At 41.4% G+C, this 19,180-nt stretch carries 19 protein-coding genes; all 19 read left to right on the top strand.

Going from position 1 to position 19,180, the window contains the following annotated elements; genetic code table 11:
- Nucleotides 1-63: 63 nt before the first annotated feature.
- The 19 genes from IPP86_08500 (at nt 64) to IPP86_08590 (ending at nt 19,085) form a co-directional block, all read left to right on the top strand.
- A complete protein-coding gene (locus IPP86_08500; protein MBL0138553.1) occupies nt 64-660 on the top strand; it encodes a PorT family protein in 597 nt (198 codons plus the stop codon).
- A 292-nt stretch (nt 661-952) separates the two neighbouring features.
- Nucleotides 953-1,453, top strand: coding sequence for a DUF1761 domain-containing protein (locus IPP86_08505; GenBank protein MBL0138554.1), 501 nt, complete (start codon nt 953-955; stop codon nt 1,451-1,453).
- A 158-nt stretch (nt 1,454-1,611) separates the two neighbouring features.
- A complete protein-coding gene (deoC, locus tag IPP86_08510; GenBank protein MBL0138555.1) occupies nt 1,612-2,517 on the top strand; it encodes a deoxyribose-phosphate aldolase in 906 nt (301 codons plus the stop codon).
- 52 nt (nt 2,518-2,569) lie between these two features.
- Nucleotides 2,570-4,084, top strand: coding sequence for an aldehyde dehydrogenase family protein (locus IPP86_08515; protein ID MBL0138556.1), 1,515 nt, complete (start codon nt 2,570-2,572; stop codon nt 4,082-4,084).
- A gap of 88 nt (nt 4,085-4,172) precedes the next feature.
- Nucleotides 4,173-5,063, top strand: coding sequence for an aldehyde dehydrogenase family protein (locus tag IPP86_08520; protein MBL0138557.1), 891 nt, complete (start codon nt 4,173-4,175; stop codon nt 5,061-5,063).
- Nucleotides 5,064-5,072: 9 nt separating this feature from the next.
- On the top strand, nt 5,073-5,729 hold the full coding sequence (gene cysC, locus IPP86_08525; GenBank protein ID MBL0138558.1) for an adenylyl-sulfate kinase: 657 nt from the start codon (nt 5,073-5,075) through the stop codon (nt 5,727-5,729).
- A gap of 101 nt (nt 5,730-5,830) precedes the next feature.
- Nucleotides 5,831-6,736, top strand: coding sequence for a sulfate adenylyltransferase subunit CysD (gene cysD, locus IPP86_08530; GenBank protein ID MBL0138559.1), 906 nt, complete (start codon nt 5,831-5,833; stop codon nt 6,734-6,736).
- Nucleotides 6,737-6,912: 176 nt separating this feature from the next.
- Nucleotides 6,913-8,172 carry a sulfate adenylyltransferase subunit CysN gene (gene cysN / locus IPP86_08535; protein MBL0138560.1) on the top strand — a complete coding sequence of 420 codons (1,260 nt, stop codon included), beginning with the start codon at nt 6,913-6,915 and terminating at the stop codon, nt 8,170-8,172.
- Between the two features lie 34 nt (nt 8,173-8,206).
- A complete protein-coding gene (gene cysQ, locus IPP86_08540; protein MBL0138561.1) occupies nt 8,207-9,010 on the top strand; it encodes a 3'(2'),5'-bisphosphate nucleotidase CysQ in 804 nt (267 codons plus the stop codon).
- Nucleotides 8,988-10,334, top strand: coding sequence for a flippase (locus IPP86_08545; GenBank protein ID MBL0138562.1), 1,347 nt, complete (start codon nt 8,988-8,990; stop codon nt 10,332-10,334). The genes cysQ and IPP86_08545 overlap by 23 nt, the downstream gene beginning before the upstream one ends.
- An 81-nt stretch (nt 10,335-10,415) precedes the next feature.
- On the top strand, nt 10,416-10,877 hold the full coding sequence (locus IPP86_08550) for a hypothetical protein (GenBank protein ID MBL0138563.1): 462 nt from the start codon (nt 10,416-10,418) through the stop codon (nt 10,875-10,877).
- 11 nt (nt 10,878-10,888) lie between these two features.
- Complete coding sequence (locus IPP86_08555; GenBank protein ID MBL0138564.1) at nt 10,889-11,710, top strand: O-antigen ligase family protein; 822 nt, start codon at nt 10,889-10,891, stop codon at nt 11,708-11,710.
- A complete protein-coding gene (locus IPP86_08560) occupies nt 11,707-12,615 on the top strand; it encodes a sulfotransferase (GenBank protein ID MBL0138565.1) in 909 nt (302 codons plus the stop codon). Before IPP86_08555 ends, IPP86_08560 begins: the two co-directional genes overlap by 4 nt.
- 2 nt (nt 12,616-12,617) lie before the next feature.
- A complete protein-coding gene (locus IPP86_08565; protein MBL0138566.1) occupies nt 12,618-13,736 on the top strand; it encodes a glycosyltransferase family 4 protein in 1,119 nt (372 codons plus the stop codon).
- Nucleotide 13,737: 1 nt separating this feature from the next.
- On the top strand, nt 13,738-14,838 hold the full coding sequence (locus IPP86_08570) for a DUF1972 domain-containing protein (GenBank protein ID MBL0138567.1): 1,101 nt from the start codon (nt 13,738-13,740) through the stop codon (nt 14,836-14,838).
- Nucleotides 14,819-15,901, top strand: coding sequence for a GNAT family N-acetyltransferase (locus IPP86_08575; GenBank protein ID MBL0138568.1), 1,083 nt, complete (start codon nt 14,819-14,821; stop codon nt 15,899-15,901). The genes IPP86_08570 and IPP86_08575 overlap by 20 nt, the downstream gene beginning before the upstream one ends.
- A gap of 209 nt (nt 15,902-16,110) precedes the next feature.
- Nucleotides 16,111-16,302 carry a cold shock domain-containing protein gene (locus IPP86_08580; GenBank protein MBL0138569.1) on the top strand — a complete coding sequence of 64 codons (192 nt, stop codon included), beginning with the start codon at nt 16,111-16,113 and terminating at the stop codon, nt 16,300-16,302.
- An 86-nt stretch (nt 16,303-16,388) separates the two neighbouring features.
- Nucleotides 16,389-17,234 carry a polysaccharide deacetylase family protein gene (locus IPP86_08585; GenBank protein MBL0138570.1) on the top strand — a complete coding sequence of 282 codons (846 nt, stop codon included), beginning with the start codon at nt 16,389-16,391 and terminating at the stop codon, nt 17,232-17,234.
- A 255-nt stretch (nt 17,235-17,489) separates the two neighbouring features.
- Entirely contained in the window at nt 17,490-19,085 is a 1,596-nt protein-coding gene (locus IPP86_08590) for a hypothetical protein (GenBank protein MBL0138571.1), read from the top strand.
- Nucleotides 19,086-19,180 lie beyond the last annotated feature (95 nt).

Consider the following 19,180-nt stretch of genomic DNA (forward strand, 5'->3'; position numbering starts at 1 on the left):
AAATTGAGGTTTGATGATCTGGAATTAATACTCTCTTCATCCGGTAAATTTATTTTCATGCTCATGAAACAATGTTTGCTGATTTGTATTTTGTTTGTTGTCACAAAGATTGCATCTGCGCAGGGATTTGATGCCGGTATTCGTGCCGGACTTACGGCGACACAGGTTTCAGGTGACAGGCTCACCGGGTACAACAAGGCAGGTGTGCTCCTTGGCGGTTTTGTAAGCAGAGATTTTTCGGAGAAAATTAGTTTGCGTTTCGAGATTCTGTTTATTCAAAAGGGCAGTCGTAAGCCGGTGAATACGGACGACAATACTTATTACAGAATGCGTCTGCATTATGCGGAAGTACCCATTCTTCTTTTGTTTAACGCGACAAAAAAAATAAGTCTGGAAGCCGGGCCATCCTTCGGATCACTTGTGTTTTCTCAGGAGGATAATCAGTTAGGTGAAATTTTTGGAGCACCTGCTTTCAAGAAATTTGAAATTTCTGCAAATGCCGGTGTGCTTTTTCATCTCTCCGATCACTGGATGGCGGATGCCCGTTACAATTGGTCTTTAACAACCATTCGTCCATACGAGGGAAATTACAACTACAATTTTTTTGACCAGGGTCAGTACAATTCAGTAGTAGAGGCTTCGTTTTTATATAAGTTCTGAGTTTCCCCTCCTTTGTCTCTTTTATTTTTCAATTGCGGGAGAAAAGCTTTTTTTAAATTATAATTCCTGAATAAAATTTGTTTTTATATAGTGCTCCTGTTAATTTATGTTATGGAATTATGTTTTGTCATTTGGATTTTTGCAAGAATGTATTGAACGGAAAAGTTTTGAGATGCATAACGAGAATAATATAGGCTATTGAGTATTCAAATAAAATCTGACGAATTCATCCCTCTTGCTTTTTATTGTAATTGCACTACATTTGAAAAATTAACCTTTAAAATTTAAACCTATGAGCTTTAACTGGATCGTAATTATTCTTTCCGCATTAATTCCTCTTGTTGTTGGTGCATTATGGTATAGTCCAATGATGTTTTTAAATGCCTGGTTAGCTGCAAGTGGTTTGAATCAGGAACAATTGAAAGGCGCCAACATGATGAAAATATTTGGACTTACATTTTTGTTTAGTCTGATGATTGCGTTGGCTGTAAATTTTCTGGTAATCCATCAGTGGTCGATCTATTCTATTTTAGCGGGTGATCCTACAATGTCCGATCCCAATTCAGAAACAGGAAAATTCATTAGTGATTTCATGGCAAAGAATGGTCAGAATTTCCGAACATTTAAACATGGAGTTTTTCATGGTGTTGAGTTTGCCTTACTCCTGATCTTCCCGATTCTGGGAATCAATAGCCTCTTTGAACGCCGACCATTTAAATACACATTAATCCATACAGGATACTGGATGGTTACCATCGCGCTGATGGGTGGTGTGATTTGTCAGTTTATGTAATTGGTTTCTTTTCCGGTAATTGCGAAATATTCCGGTGAACTAAACGGAAATACATCTTTTTTCTGACCCCGAATTCCGAATTCAGGGGGAAATAGTCATTTCCTTCAATCTTCGTATATTCGTACTTTCTCCAGTGCCTGAAAAACAGGAAAAAATTCATGAGATCAAACAAAACAGCATTTCCGGATAGCCCCCCGATCGATCAGATTGGTGTGGAAGAGCGAATTTCGCGTTTATCCAAGCGAAGTATTAAAAAAGAATCAAAAGCGACGGCTCTCAGGCTCGCCTTAAGTATGGTTGATCTGACCACGCTGGAAGCAAAGGATACTCCGGGAAAAGTGAAGCAGCTTTGTACTAAGGCGATGCATCCACATGATGCTTTTCCGGGAATCCCTTCCGTGGCGGCAGTTTGTGTGTATCCAAACCTTGTAAAAGTTGCCAAAACCGCTCTTGCTGGTTCATCTGTGAAAGTTGCCGCTGTAGCCACCGCATTTCCAAGCGGAATGTCGACTCGAAAAGTGAAACTGGAAGAAACCAAATGGGCAGTCAACGAAGGTGCCGATGAAATTGATATGGTGATTTCAAGAGGACATTTTCTCTCTGGTGAATACAATTTTGTTTTCGATGAAATTGCCGCGGTTAAAGAAGCTTGCGGAGAGGCGCACTTGAAAGTTATCCTTGAAACAGGTGAGCTGAGTACGCTCGACAATGTCCGTATCGCCTCAGATATCGCGATGAATGCCGGGGCCGATTTCATAAAAACTTCTACCGGGAAAATACAGCCGGCTGCCACTCTTCCGGTAACACTTGTGATGCTTGAAGCAATTCGGGATTTTTATTATTCTACCGGAAAAAAAATCGGAATGAAGCCGGCAGGAGGTATCGCCACCGCCAAGCTGGCTCTGAACTACCTGGTTGTACTCCGGGAAACATTGGGACATGACTGGCTGAACCCTGACATGTTTCGTTTTGGAGCGAGTGCACTGGCGAATGATCTGCTCATGCAAATCGTCAAAGAAGAAACAGGTGTATACCAATCGATAGATTATTTCTCTAAAGATTAAACCAGGGAAAAATCAACCAGGCTAATTCATGGCGAGTGAAAAAAATATTCAGATGAAGAAAGTTGTAAAAAATAAGACTGAAAGAAAAATAAAATTCCAGGCCAATGCCGCAGGAAAATCTCTTGGTGATACATGGGATTATGCTCCGGCTCCTGAAAGCAAGGATCATATCCGCCTGGATAAAAAATACGAACTGTTTATCAACGGAAAATTCACAGCGCCTTCGTCAGGAAAATATTTTGACACCATCAATCCTGCAACGGAAGGGAAACTTGCTGAGATCGCGGATGCAAACGAAAAAGATGTAGACAAAGCTGTCACCGCCGCGCGTAATGCCTACAATAATGTATGGTCAAAAATGCCTGCTAAAGAACGCGCGAAATATATTTACCGTATCGCCCGCGTGATGCAGGAACGTGCTCGCGAACTTGCCGTGATTGAGAGTATGGATGGCGGTAAACCTATCCGTGAATCACGCGACATTGACGTTCCGCTTGCAGCCGCACATTTCTTTTACTATGCAGGATGGGCGGATAAAATTGCTTACGCTGTCCCGGGCGCAAGTGCAAAATCGCTTGGTGTAGCCGGACAAATTATTCCATGGAATTTTCCATTGCTCATGGCGGCATGGAAAATTGCTCCCGCACTTGCTGCGGGAAATACCGTTGTTTTAAAACCTGCAGAAACAACTCCGCTTACAGCACTAAAGCTTGCTGAGATCATCCAGGAAGCGGATCTTCCTCCCGGTGTTGTGAATATAATTACAGGTGCAGGTGCAACCGGCGCCGCTCTCGTGAATCATCCGGATATTGATAAAATCGCGTTTACCGGTTCTACGGATGTCGGTAAGATTATTCAGAAAGCAATCGCCGGTACAAAGAAGAAATTTACTCTTGAACTTGGTGGTAAAGCCGCGAATATCATTTTTGAAGATGCAGCGATTGATCAGGCAGTTGAAGGAATCATCAACGGAATCTTTTTCAACCAGGGTCACGTCTGCTGTGCCGGATCAAGATTGTTTGTTCAGGAATCTGTTGCGGATATCGTTATCCGAAAATTGAAAGACCGCATGGAAACCCTGATTGTTGGAGATCCATTGGATAAAAATACCGACATCGGTGCGATCAATTCCAAAGATCAACTGGAGAAAATTAAAAAGTACATCAAGATTGGTGTGAACGAAGGCGGGAACATGTATCAGGCAAATTGTTCAATTCCTTCAAAGGGATTTTTCTACAGACCTACTTTGTTTACCAATGTATCACAATCATCAAGAATTGTACAGGAAGAAATTTTCGGACCGGTACTCGCGATCCAGACTTTCCGGACTGTTGAAGAAGTGATAGAGAAAGCAAATAATATTCCTTACGGACTGAGTGGCGGAGTGTGGACTGACAAAGGATCGAAGATCTTTAAAGTTACTTCTCAAATCCGTGCAGGTGTAATCTGGGCGAATACCTATAATAAATTCGACCCGACTTCTCCATTCGGAGGATACAAAGAAAGCGGAGTTGGCAGGGAAGGCGGATTGCACGGTATCATGCCTTATCTGAGCATTCAGAATTAATCATTTTGTAAAAAAGAATATTTGCATTTTAATATAATCGGAGCCAATCATGGATCAGATAGAAAAAAGTAAAATAGAAGAACAAGCAATGGTTCAGTCCAACGGTCAGGCAGGAAAGAGTAAAAGAGTGGATGTGATGAAGACCTATAAATTGTATATCGATGGGAAATTTCCAAGAACGGAATCCGGACGATACTACATTTTGAAAAATTCGGATGGAGATACAATTGCCAATGTTTGTAAATCTTCACGCAAGGATTTCAGGGAGGCTGTTGTTGCCGCGCGTAAAGCGCAGCATGGATGGGCTTCCAAATCAGCTTACAATAAAGGACAGATATTATATCGTATCGCGGAAATGCTGGAGTCAAGAAAAGCTCAGTTTGTCGCTGAACTGGTTTCGCAGGGATGTTCTGAAAGTTCCGCGAATGCGGAGGTAAATCATTCGATCGATCGTCTGGTTTATTACGCAGGTTGGAGCGACAAGTACCAGCAAGTGTTCAGTTCTGTCAATCCTGTCGAATCTTCACACTTTAACTTCTCTGTTCCTGAACCTACAGGTGTAGTGGCTATTTTGTCTCCTGAAAATTTTGGATTGATTGGACTGGTTTCCACAATAGCTCCAGCGATTGTAGGAGGAAATACGGTAATCATACTTGCATCCACAGCATTGCCATTAACTGCAATCACTTTCGCGGAGGTTTTGAATTCTTCCGACGTGCCGGGCGGAGTTGTAAATATTCTGACCGGAGAACGTTCAGAACTACTTTCTCATTTCGCCAATCACATGGATGTAAATGCAGTTGTTTATTGCGGGGATGATGCAGGAGAAATTAAAAAGATCCAGGAACTTGCTTCCCTGAATGTAAAACGTCCATTGATCTATTCAAAAGATGATTGGATGAAAGATGATTCACAAAATCCATATCGTATCATGGATCTTCAGGAAATTAAGACAACCTGGCATCCGATCGGACAATAAACTTTCAGGATTAATTTTCTGAAAAAACAGAAAAGCCCTGACAGGATTCTCCACCTCAATAAATTTAAACCGGGATTGAACCTTCACAAGCACGAACACCGCATCAGCAAGGCAGAACGCTCCGCCTTAATGGGACAAACTCCTCTCATCATCTGGCTTACCGGATTGAGTGGTTCGGGTAAAAGCACCATTGCGGGCTTGTTGGAAGAAGCTTTGTATAAAGAAGGCAAAAAGACTTATCTTCTTGACGGAGATAATGTCCGTTTCGGTCTCAACAAGGATCTTGGATTTTCAGAAGGAGATAGAAAAGAAAATATGCGGCGCATCGCTGAAGTTGCCAAGTTGATGCTTGATGCAGGACTTATCGTAATCACCGCTTTCATTTCACCATTCCGTGAAGAACGAGACCTGATTAGAAAACTTGTCGGTCCCGGTGAGTTCATAGAAGTCTTCATCGATACACCGTTGGAAGAATGTGAAAAACGAGATCCAAAAGGATTGTATAAAAAAGTAAGAACCGGCGAACTTCAACACTTCACCGGCATCGATTCTCCCTATGAAGCTCCATTGCATCCGGAACTAAATATTCAAACCATTAACCAAACACCTGCAGAAAGCGCAAAACAGATTCTTGAGTATCTACAGTCGAGAATAGAAAATAAATAAAATTAAGGGACGAGGGTCGAATTAAATTTCATACCAACAACCCAAAACTAAATCTAAAATCTAGAATCTAAAATCTAAAATCTAATAACCAACAACCAACAATGTTCAGCTACCGTCTCGACCATCTTCGTGAACTTGAATCGGAGAGCATCTTCGTGCTTCGCGAAGTTGCTGCCCAGTTTGAGCGGCCGGCATTGTTGTTTAGCGGAGGAAAAGATTCCATTGTCGTCTCCTATCTGGCGATGAAGGCGTTTTATCCGGCTCGTGTACCATTTCCCTTGTTACACATTGATACCGGACATAATTTTACAGAGACAATAGAGTTTCGGGATCATTGGGTAAAAAAGCTCGACATGAATCTTCTGGTTCGTAAAGTTCAGGATTCAATCGATAAAGGAAGAGTAAAAGAAGAAAAAGGAATTCATGCAAGTCGAAATGCATTACAAACTGTAACATTGTTGGACGCGATCAATGAATTGAAAATTGATGCAGCCATCGGAGGAGCAAGACGAGATGAAGAGAAAGCGCGTGCAAAAGAACGTTTCTTTTCGCATCGTGATGAATTTGGACAATGGGATCCGAAAAATCAACGCCCTGAATTGTGGAATCTTTTTAACGGAAGAAAACACATAGGCGAGCATTTCCGGATTTTTCCGTTAAGTAACTGGACTGAGCTGGATGTATGGCGATATATTCAAAAGGAAAGAATTGAATTGCCCTCATTATACTTCTCACACAAAAGAAAAGTATTTGAAAGAAACGGAAATCTCTATGCACTTGCGGATTTCATGCACCTTGCTCCTGATGAAAAGGCGGAAAATAAAGTTGTCCGCTTCCGAACGATAGGGGACATGACCTGCACCGGTGCAGTTGAATCGACAGCTACTTCCCTGGACGAAATCATCGCGGAAGTCGCTACTTCAAGAGTCACCGAACGCGGAACCCGAATCGACGACCAACGATCTGAATCAGCGATGGAGGATAGGAAGAAGCAGGGGTATTTTTAGTGGTTGGTGCTTGGTGTTTGGTGCTTGGTGGTTAGTGCTTAGTGCTTAGTGGTTGGAGTTTGGCATCGCATACTTGAAACCAGGTATCAAGTATAAAGTAACAGAAATTAATATTTATTTGAAATACGGAGAACTAAAATTAACTCGGAGCCCGGAACTCGAAACACAAAAAAATTTTGTCAAACAGAAGCGACATAGAACTATTGCGATTCACCACTTGTGGAAGTGTTGATGATGGGAAAAGTACACTCATCGGACGCTTGCTGCTGGATACGAAAAACATTTTTGATGATCAATATGCTTCTATCAAATCTACAAGCGAACAGCGTGGGTTTACAGATGTAGATTTGAGTCTCCTCACAGACGGACTTAAAGCTGAGCGGGAACAGGGAATTACTATCGATGTAGCTTATCGCTATTTTTCTACTCCCAAACGAAAATTTATTATTGCCGATACACCCGGGCATATTCAGTATACCCGCAACATGGTGACAGGTGCTTCTACCGCCAACCTGGCGCTAATTCTCATCGACGCCAGAAAGGGAATGGTAGAACAAACCTGTCGTCACGCGTTTATCGCTTCACTCCTTAGAATTCCCCACATTGTTGTTTGTATCAATAAAATGGATTTGGTGGATTACAGTCGTGAAGTGTACGAAAAAATTGTTGATGATTTCCGCATGTTTTCTTCCCGACTCGATGTACAGGATGTTCAGTTTATTCCTGTGAGCGCGAAGTTCGGTGATAATGTTGTGACCCGCTCTCAGAAAATGGATTGGTATGAAGGAACCACATTGATGTTTCATCTCGAAAATGTACACATCAGTGGTGATATCAATCATATCGATTGCAGGTTTCCGATTCAATATGTTGTGCGGCCACAGCAGGATCAATACCACGACTACCGTGGTTATGCAGGAAAAATAGCAGGAGGCGTTTTTCGAAACGGTGATCGTGTCCTGGTGCTGCCTTCCGGATTCAGCAGTCGGATCAAAAGCATTGACACATTTGATGGTGAAGTCATGGAAGCATTCGCGCCAATGTCAGTGACCATGCTTCTGGAAGATGAGATTGATGTGAGCCGGGGCGATATGATTGTGAGAGAAAATAATTCACCCCAGGTAGGACAGGATATCGACCTGATGATCTGCTGGCTCAACGAAAAGAAACTCGAGGTCGGAAACAGGTATTTGTTGAAGCACACTTCCAGAGAAGTACGCTGCATGGTTAAAGACATTCGTTATAAAATAGATATCAATACACTTCGGAGAAACGAAGAAGATAAAATCTTTGGAATGAATGATATTGGTCGCATTCAGTTGCGGACAACTTCTCCTTTATTCTTTGATAGTTACCGGAGAAACAGGAATACAGGAAGTCTGATCCTTATCGATGAGGCAACGAATGAAACTGTCGGAGCAGGAATGATCCTGTAGTTCACTTTTGCCAATATCTTGTAGACTGATTTAAATGACAAACTCCCCTGAAAATTTGTTGATTCATGCCATCTCTGCGGCATTGAAGGCTTCAGTGGAAATTCTGAAAATTTACAATTCTCCTTTTGCTGTTGAAATGAAAGAGGACAAATCTCCCCTGACAGCAGCTGATAAAGCCTCTCATGAAGTGATCTCAACGGAACTGTCAGGATTAGGTATTCCGGTTCTGAGTGAAGAAGGCCAGTTCGATTCTTTCAAAATTCGCGGAGCATGGAGTGAATTCTGGTTGGTTGATCCTTTGGACGGAACAAAAGAATTTATAAAACGAAATGGAGAATTTACCATTAACATTGCCTTACTTGAAAATAATCATCCTGTCATGGGTGTGATCCATATTCCTGTATGGGATGTTCTGTATGCGGCCAATGGCAATTCTCTTTATAGAATTGAAAAAGCTTCACAACAATCCATTCGTTCAATTGTTGATCTCAACAATTTTATACTCACTCCCTCCGTTTCCAATGACCCTCAGGGTTTGGTTCGTGTACTGGCAAGTCGTTCGCACATGTCCCCGGAAACACAGAGCTTTGTGAAAGATCTTGAAAAGAAATATTCAAAAGTAGAACTCCTTTCGGCCGGGAGTGCTTTGAAATTCTGCCTGCTCGCTGAAGGAAAAGCGGATGTATACCCCAGATTCGCTCCAACCATGGAATGGGACACCGCTGCTGGGCATGCTTTGTTAAAAGCTGTGGGAAAGAATATTTTGCTCGTACATTCGGGACTTGAAATGCCTTACAATAAACATTCTCTCGTGAATGATTGGTTCATTGCAAAATAAGCTGAAAGAGTCATTCGATCGCTACCGTACAGATCCTGAATACAGGGAGCTGATTAAAACCAGTTCAGTATCTCTGCTGGTCAGAATGATTGGCGTAGGTACCGGTTTTCTTGTTACGCTGGTGACGAGCCGTTATTTCAGTGCCAATGCTTTGGGTATTGTTTCAATTTGTGTAGCGATACTTTCACTTGCCGGCGTTGCGGGAAAATTGGGACTCGATGTGGCGATGATGCGTTTGGTTGCTGAATATTCCTGGAAGAATGATTTTGCGGCTATCAAAGGACTCTATATTACCGCGCTCCGTTTAATGGTGCCGGTTACACTTTTAATTTCCATTGTTCTTTATTTCAGTGCCGACTGGATGGCAGGAACAATATTCCATAAAGATTATCTTGCTTCCTATCTGCGTATCAATGCTTGGCTCACATTGCCACTTGTTTCTTTACTCTTTCATTCTGAAAGTACACGTGGTTTAAAAAATATTACTTCCTACACATTTTATCAGACGAGTGCCGTATCAACACTTGCTTTGATTCTGCTTGTTGGTGCAGTTTTTACAGGCCATGTAGCCCGTGAAGTTCCTGTGGAGGTTCAGTTTGTAAGCATCGCTGTTGCCGGGGTGTTGAGTCTGTGGTCCTGGTTAAGGGCTAGTCAGTTTACTCTGCATAAAAGCCGGACAGGTGAGAAGTCATCCGGACTACTCAAGATTGCCATGCCAATGTTCACTACAACGGTGTTGCAGTTAATCATGTCCTGGGCAGGAACTCTTATTCTCGCTTCTTACGCGACGGAATCTCAGGTAGGGATTTACAACGCGCTTGTCAGAATTTCTGTTTTCACCAACATTACCATTCTTGCTATCAACAGCATCACCATGCCACGCTTCGCAGAGGCGCATGCCGCCAATGACAGGGATGCATTAAAACGCTATTCACACCAGGCAGCACGTCTTATTTTCCTGACATCACTTCCCATTTTTATCGGGCTCGCCTGTTTTCCGCATTTGATATTATCGGTATTCGGAAAAGAATTTCCCGGGAATGAATCTTCGCTTTATGTGTTACTGGCCGGACAATTTATTGTAGTAGTTTCCGGTTTGCCTGCACAGATTCTGAACATGACCGGCCGACAACACGTACTTCGAAACATTGCCATCGTTTCCTCCATCGCGAATGTTGGATCTTGTTTGCTTTTCATCCCTGCCTGGGGTATTCTTGGAGCCAGTCTGGCCCAGGTAGTAGGCACCCTGATATGGAGTGTATTGTGCATCTGGAATGTAAAAAAGCATTTCGGCTTTTTTACTTTTGCACAGCTGCGTGGCTAAAGAGAATCTTTCTTCTTTTGCCTTGCAATGCACCCGATTACTTAAATTCGTATTCTTCTATCATCTCCTGAAATCCGGAACATGCAGGACCTCACGGCTCCCAATCGTCTGCCACCTTTATTGTCGTACACACTACTCTTCCTGGTGTTCACGTCGACATTCCGGATTTTCGCAACACTTCCACTTGAAAGTCTGCATCAGAGTTTATCAAGTTTCGCGATTATTCTGCTCTCTGTTTATTATCTCTTCAGTTTGTTTCTGAATATCCGCGAGAAAAGAGTCACTCGACTGGATGTACTGATGTGGGTATTTATCCTAGTCAACTTTTTCGCCGCCTACCAGGGTCATGCAATATTCCATCAGCCTTACTATTACGGCATCATGGCTCAGCGATCTGTATTGCTTTCCTTATCCGGAATTCTTCTCATCTCATTATTACGAAAAGGATGGATCACCATAGAACAGGTGGAGAAATCCTTTGTGGCGATATCTTTGACCCTACTGATTATATTTTATTTTTCTTCTTGTTTGTTAATCCGGTAAAATTCACCGACATGGAATTCGTTGCCTATAGCCCGATACGTGGATATCGCTATCGGTTTCAATTTGCTTTGGTAATTATGTTGCTTTTTTATTCCTTGTTCAAGGTCTCTCACGAAAGGAAGAATGGATACATCGCGATTGTTTTGCTCATCATCTTTTACCTGGTGTATTTCCTGCAAAGCAGAACAACACTGGTGGTACTTGCTTTCACACTCATGATTTATTTCTTCCGGAATTTTACCCTCAGAGAGAAAATCCGGAATACACTAATTTATGGAAGTGTGATTCTCGTAGCGGTCATCATCTTGTTCAGTCTCGGATACACTTCACTTTTTGACAAATACCATGTATTGTATTCAAATGTCTACAACATCTTTTTCGGAGAATCATCGGATGAAGCGTCTTCTGCGGTAAGGTTCATGGAATTCAATATTGCCCTCGATTACATCGAGAAAAATCCTATTCTCGGAAATGGTTTTATCAGCAACCAATGGAACGGTGGTTGGCGAGATATCCTTGGTTACTTTTATCCGGTAGATATCGGATTGTTGGGAAATATATTTGTATTCGGATTGCTGGGAACAGTCCTGATTTATTTACCCTATTATTTTTCGCTGAGTATGTCCCGACAAGTCAGATCCAACAATGTATTTTTCAAGACCATCGAATACATGTTGTTGTTTTTCTTTCTCAGTATGTTCTTTTCCGCCGTGAATATCAGAGATTCGAGCAGCATAATGTTTCTGGTCTGCTTGCTTTATTACTTCCGCTATGATTACTTTAGCTCCGGGAATATCGCTCAATACACAACTTCAGAACCTTCGCTCGTATGAAAAACTGGCCCGACTTCCTTGTTGTTGGTTCTGCACGTGCAGGCACAACTTCTTTACAACGTTATTTACGTCAGCACCCTGGTCTTTTTCTCCCCAAACTGAAGGAGCCTTGTTTCTTTTCATTCGCGGAAGATAAAGCAACCTACAAGCACGGTAAATTTGCATTCGCAGTTCGTGATCCAAAAAAATATCTGGACTTATTCGAGACTGCTGAAAAAGAGCAGGTGAGAGGTGAAATTTCTACGCCTTATTTGTATCTGTATGAAAAGACGATTGCGAATATTCGAAAATATCATCCGCATGCTGATCAACTCAAAATCCTGATTTTGCTGCGAAACCCTGCCGATCGCGCATTTTCTCAATATATGTGGAGGGTAAGGGATGGGAGAGAGCCTTTGAGCTTTGAAGAGGCGATTGCAGCCGAACAAAAAAGAAAGCAGGAAGGTTATAGTTTTGATTATTTCTATACTGATCGCGGATTTTATTTTTCACAGGTGAAAGCTTACTTAGATGCATTCCAAAATGTGAAGATTGTTTTGCTGGATGATCTTAAAGAGCGTCCAATGGAAATGCTTTCTGAAATCTGTGAATTTCTTGGTGTTGATGAGCACTTCGATTTTCTTCGTGAAGAAAGCCTGAACTCTTCGTATGAACCTCGCTGGAAATTTATCAGTAAGCTCATCACAGTGGAAAGCAGGACAAAGTTTCGCCTGCTCAATCAACTACCCGATTCCTGGAGACAGGGAATTCGCGAACAATTTCGTCAGTGGAATTCAAGACGCAGTACCCCTGTGAAATTGAAAGCGGAGACAAGGCTCAGCCTGCAAAACCTCTATCGTGAGGATATTCAGAAACTGGAAAAACTCATTCACCGGGATCTTTCCGCCTGGTTACTGCCGGAATGAGTATGCAACATCCATCAGTCGCTATTATTGATCCGGTTGGTGCCAAAGCCGGATTGGATCAGTATAACCTTTCTCTTTTGCAAGAACTAAAATTGCTGGGTTGTAAAGTCCGACTCTTTTCTAATTTTTCTAATTCTGCAATCGAAGGAGAAAATTCATCTTTTTTTAAATTCAAGGAAAAACAAAATCTGTTTTCTGTTTTGTCGCTCATGAACAGCTACAGAAAGGCCTTGAATATTTCAAAACAGAATAAGATTGAATACCTGATTTTTCACATATTTCATTTTAATTATTTTGATGAATGGTTGTTGCGAAAAGCATTTCTGTCAGGCTATAAGATTATTCTGATTATTCACGATGTGGAGAGTTTTATATTTAAGCCTAATGCCGACAGGCTTCAGAGAATATGCGGAGAATATGCATTTCGCCTGGTTGTTCACAATGAGTTTTCAAAAAGTGAATTAATCAAAATATTCCAACCCTCTGTAAACAAGAATGTCACAGTCATTCCGCACGGAAATTACATTGCGTTGGCAGAATCTAAAATTTCCAAAGACAAAGCAAGAACTGAACTAGGTTGGGATCAAAATGGTAAGTATGTATTATTCTTTGGAATGATAAAACAAACAAAAGGACTGGATGTATTGTTGAATGCATTACCCAAAACAAATCCGTCGTGTAAACTTGTTATCGCCGGTCGTTTGCGGAAACATTCTTTCAGTATTTACAATGAAATTATCCGCCGTGAAAAATTGACGGGAAGAATTCTCTTGAAAATCCATCACATTTCCAATGAAGAAAGAAATCTTTTGTTCTCCGCTGCGGATTTGATTGTACTCCCATACCGTAAAATATATCAAAGTGGAATTTTGCTGATGGCCATGAGTTATGGACTTCCGATCATTGCATCACGATTGCCGGCAATGGAGGAAATTATCCATCATGGTGAGAATGGATACTTGTTTGAAGCAGGAAATCAGAATCAGCTGTCGGAACAAATTAATTACTTGTTAGGGGATCCTTCACTTGGTAAGAAATTGGCCGGACAAGCATTCACCGACAGTGCAAAACATCATGACTGGAAGTCGATTGCCGCTTCTTTTTATTCCTTATTTTCCTGAAATGAAAATTGCGATCATTGGTTCCCGCGGAATCCCGGCACGTTATGGAGGCTTTGAAACATTTGCGGAGCATCTGGCAATGGATCTTGTCAGACATGGCCATGAAGTTACTGTAGTTGTGAGTAAAAATCATCCTGGACTTGAAACACTGGATTCAAGAATAAAAATCATCCAATCAGCCTATAAAAAAAGTGTTCATCCCGTGTGGTATTACTGGGATTCCCTGCGTCTGACCAAAGGAAAACAGGATATTGTCCTGGTGTGTGGAGTAGGTGGGGCACTATTTTATCCGATGTACAGAAGTGCCAAAACACAACTGATCACCAATGTCGATGGACTTGAACACCTGCGTACGAAATTTTCAAGAGTGAAAAAAAGTTATGTAAGACTGGCGCAACGATTAACCAGACAATACAGTCAGCACATCATTGCGGATGGTACAGGAGTTCGTGATTTCTGGACGCGATCTCTTCATGTTCCGGAAAGTAAAATTTCTGTCATCGAATACGGTGCGGATGAACCAATGAAATTCCGTACTGAAGATTTGGCTAATTATGGTGTAGCGCAAGGCGGATATTATCTAATTGTGGCCCGACTGGTTCCTGAAAATCATATTCGTGAAATTGTGGAGGGTTATTTGCAAACTTCCACTTCCAGGAAATTAATTGTTGTTGGCGGGACTGATAATTCCAATTATGTAAGGGAGATCTTGAAACTGCAAAGTCCAAATGTGAAATTCGTTGGCGGGATCTATGACAAACAGATTCTGGATTCTTTGCGCATTGGAGCTTTCGCGTATTTGCACGGGCACAGTGTTGGAGGGACAAATCCTTCTTTGCTTGAAGCTATGATCACTGGTGCTGTATGTGTTTGTCATGATAATAAATTTAACAGGGAAGTAACAGCAAATTCGCAATTGTACTTTACTTCTGTTCCGGAGCTGGCAAGACAGCTTGAAGCGCTGGAGCATTTGTCTGATGAAAAAATATCGGGGTATAAACATTCCGCTATTCAACGTGTGAGATCCTATTATACCTGGGAAAGAATTTGTTCTGTTTACCGCAACCTCTTTGAGAAAATCCATGGGCGAAGTGAAAAATGATATTTCTTTTTCAGAGTTCGGTGATCCGGATTTTCACAGGCTTATTCAACTGACTGAAAATACCTATCCCGGTCAGGACATTTCAAAACCTGCTTATCTTGATTGGGAGTATTTGCGGAATCCGGATGGAAAGGCAATTGTTTTTGTTGCTGAAAAATTTAACGAGTTGTATTCTCAATACATCATTCTTCCCAGGAAATATTTTGCAAATACCAAAGTGCTGAATGGATCTTTGTCTGTGAATACACTCACGCATCCGGATGCCCGCGGACAGGGATTATTTCCAAAACTCGCGGAGCTGACATACGATAAAGCGAGCCGACAGGATATTCAGTTCACTGTTGGTTTTCCTAATCCTGTTTCATCCCCGGTTTTTCGTTCCAAATTAAATTTTAATACACTTGGATATCTTCCGGTTTATGTGAAGATTCTCAAGCCATTGAATGTTCTGAAAAAATATTTCTCCAAAGGAAATTTGAAGCGGGGAGAAGAACAGCAAATTGAATTTCCGAATTCAGAAAACAGGGATGGATTCACAATTGATCTGTTCGATCCCGAAAAGGATGCATCAGACTTCGAAAAGTTTCATCAGAAATTTTTAAAGGATAAAAAATATTGCACACTTCGTGATCTTGCTTATATCAAATGGAGATATCTGGATATTCCGTCAAGAAATTACCGGACGTATATGATCACGAAAGACGGCTTAATCAATGCGATTATTGTTTTTCGGATCACTGAATTTTTCGGTTTGAAAACAGTCAGCATTCTGGAGTTGATGAAATATGATGAGCCGGAATCAGAAACCTCTGCTAGGGTTCTATTAACCTGGCTGTCCGGACAGGCTAAAATTCATCAACTTGACCTGATCATGATGGTATTTCAGGACCTCTCAACAGGGAAAATCACTCCTTCCAGACTCGGTTTTCTTCCGGTTCCTTCCAGGTTTTTGCCTCAACCATTGGAATTCATTCTAAGAATTCACCACGAAAAGGCGAATATTCGGGGTATTTTGGACTTCAAAAATTGGTATCTCAGTCTTGGGGATCTGGATACCTTTTGAAATACCATCTTTTTTACATTCATAAACAGTTGAATAACAGGTATATATAGTTTTAAATTGGCTTTATGGGAACCTGATTCTTTTACCTTCCCCATTACATCCTCATCTGATCACAAATTCATAAATATCAGCGTCCCGAGAGGGTGGTATCGATTATTATCGTACCTTTGTCACACATCAATTAATATAATACAACACAATCAATTAAAATGGAAAAAGGAATTGTAAAATTCTTTAATGAAACCAAAGGATTTGGCTTTATTAAAATGAGTAGCTCTGATAAAGAGGTATTTGTACACGTAACTGGTCTGAAAGAAGAAATTCGTGAAAATGACGAAGTAGTATTCGACCTCCAGGAAGGTAAAAAAGGTTTAAATGCTGTGAACGTACGCCTCGCGTAATTTCATTCGTTATACTTTACCGGAAAAGCCTCTCGAAATTCGAGGGGCTTTTTTCATTTCCTACCTTTGTATCCAGCTTTTTTCTGATGAATATTCTCACGATCGATCTCGAAGACTGGTTCCACATCCTGGATCATCCTGCGACCGAACGGCCTGAACAATGGTCAGGGTTCGAGTCGAGACTGGAAGGTAATGTAGATCGTTTGCTGGATTTGCTTGATGAACACCAACAACAGGCAACATGGTTTTGCCTCGGCTGGATCGCGAAAGAGTATCCTGCCATTGTAAAAAAAGTTGCCGCGAAACACGAGATTGCCTGTCATTCGGATATACATCAGCTGGTGTATACCCAATCACCTGCAACTTTCAGAGAAGACACACTCACTGTGATGAAACGACTGGAAGATCTTTGCGGAAAGAAAATGAACGCTTACCGTGCATCAGGATTTTCAATCACCGAAGAGACTTCATGGGCATTTGAAATCCTGAAAGAATGCGGAATCACAGTGGATTGTTCTGTTTTTCCGGCAAGCCGTAACCATGGTGGGTTTCAGAAATTCGGAACTGCGCAGCCATGCCGAATTTCAGTTGGCGGGACTTTTCTAAAGGAATTCCCGCTGAACACGGTGCGTTTGATGGGAAAGGAAATTGTTTTCTCCGGAGGAGGATATTTCCGTGCATTGCCTTATGCATACATTCATTCGCAAATGAAAAAGTCGGAATACGTGATGACTTATTTTCATCCGCGTGATTTTGACCCTCAGCAACCTGTCCTCCAAACATTACCATTTAAAAGAAAGCTGATGTCGTATGTAGGCCTGAAAGGAGCTTTGCCAAAGTTTAAGAAACTATTGAGCGATCATTCTTTTGTTGATGTAAGAACAGCGGAACAGCAAGTCAAATGGGATCATACACCGGTTGTTTATTTGTGATTAGAAAATCCGTTCAATTATATTGTTTGTGATTTAATATCAATTTTAACACAGAGTATCACAGAGTACACACAGAGTTACACAGATTATTAAGGGTTGAATCTCCTCTATGTTACTCTGTGTGTACTCTGTGATACTCTGTGTCTAAAAAAATAATTATCCTAACGTTCAGAATTCCCATGTTTAGATTAGGATTTGTATATTTGAACAAACCCGCACAGAAGTTTCTCTATTAATTTCAGCAAGCAATTTTTTATGAAAATATCCTTACGGTTCTTCATCCTCTTGCTCCTTTTCGCAAATCATCTCTTTGCCCAGGAATTTCTATTTCCACTCAACCGCGACATGAATACCCGCATTGGCGCTATTCTCAACAAGGATACAAGCGGACTTCATACCAGCATTCAACCCATGATTGTACCGGAATTGAATAGCATTGCATCCCTGGATACTGTTCTTGCCGCTGATCTGAAAGATTACAAATTCTACAAAACATGGGTAGGAAGAAAACTCCGCAAAGAACATTTTCTTGCCGTCGATGCCGATGATATCAAATTATCTGTTGATCCTGTTTTCAATGTGCAGTTGGGACGTGATCAGAAAAATGATCGTAATGTGTATGTAAATACGCGCGGTGTTTTGGTGATGGGGAATATGCAGGACAAGTTTTATTTCTATTCCGGGTTCCATGAAAACCAGGCAAGATATCTTACTTATGTTGACAGTCTGGTGCGAAAGGATACTATTGTACCCGGACAAGGAAAAGTGAAATTTCTTGCGAACGAATCATTTGATTTCAGCCAGGCGACCGGTGGGGTGGGTTATAGAGCAGGTAAACATTTTGATTTTCTCCTGGCAAACGACAAGAATTTTATCGGCGACGGGTATCGCTCTTTGCTGCTTTCGGATAATACGTATAGCTATCCTTTCCTGCGTATACACATGAGCTTCTGGAAATTCAGATATTCGGTGTATTACATGGTTTTGCAAAATATGCGTGGTGGCTATGATGAGAACATCGGTTATACCAAAAAGTATGCTACCATGCATTATCTCGATGTCAATATCGGGAAAAAGAATTCTCTCACTGTGGGGATCTTCGAAGCGGTGATGTGGAAACCGGCTGCATCCAGAGGATACGAATTACATTATCTGAATCCGATTATATTCCTTCGTCCGGTTGAAAATTCCGTGGGCTCACCCGATAACGCGTTACTGGGAACCAACATTCGCTGGAAGTTGAATTCAAGAAATACACTCTACGCACAACTCATGCTGGATGAATTACTGCTTGATGAAGTACGTGCAGGCAAAGGCTGGTGGGGAAACAAGCAGGCGTTTCAATTGGGTTACAAAAGCTGGAACCTGTTTGGTTTGAAACAACTCAACATTCAAACGGAATTTAATTTCGTGAGACCATTTACCTATGCACATCGTAGCAATTCACAGAATTATTCCAACTCCAATCAGGCTCTCGCGCACCCATTGGGTTCGGATTTTGTTGAATCGGTTTCCTTTATCAATTACCGTTGGAAAAATATTTTCGCTGAGATCAAAGTTCAATATGCGAAAATGGGAAGAGATACAGGTTCTGTGAATCTTGGTAACGATATTTTTAAACCCTACGATACACGAAAGAATGAGTATGGAAACAGGATGTTCCAGGGCTTAAGCAGTACACTGAACAGTGTCGAATTCCGAATCGATTATCTCGTGAATCCGAAAACGAATTTCAATATCGAACTCGGTGCCGCGATGCGTACTTTTAAAAATGATCGGAGTAATGATCAGTCACTTTTGGTTTTCTTCGGCTTACGAACTTCTTTGGAGAATTACTATTTTGATTTTTAAAAAAAATCTGCGCCCCCTTTCGAGGACGCAAATTCAAAATGGAAAAATTCTTTGCGATCTCTGCGGTTCACCTCTGCGCTCTTTGCGCGAAAAAA

Source organism: Bacteroidota bacterium (assembly GCA_016720935.1).
Taxonomy (GTDB): domain Bacteria; phylum Bacteroidota; class Bacteroidia; order AKYH767-A; family 2013-40CM-41-45; genus JADKJP01.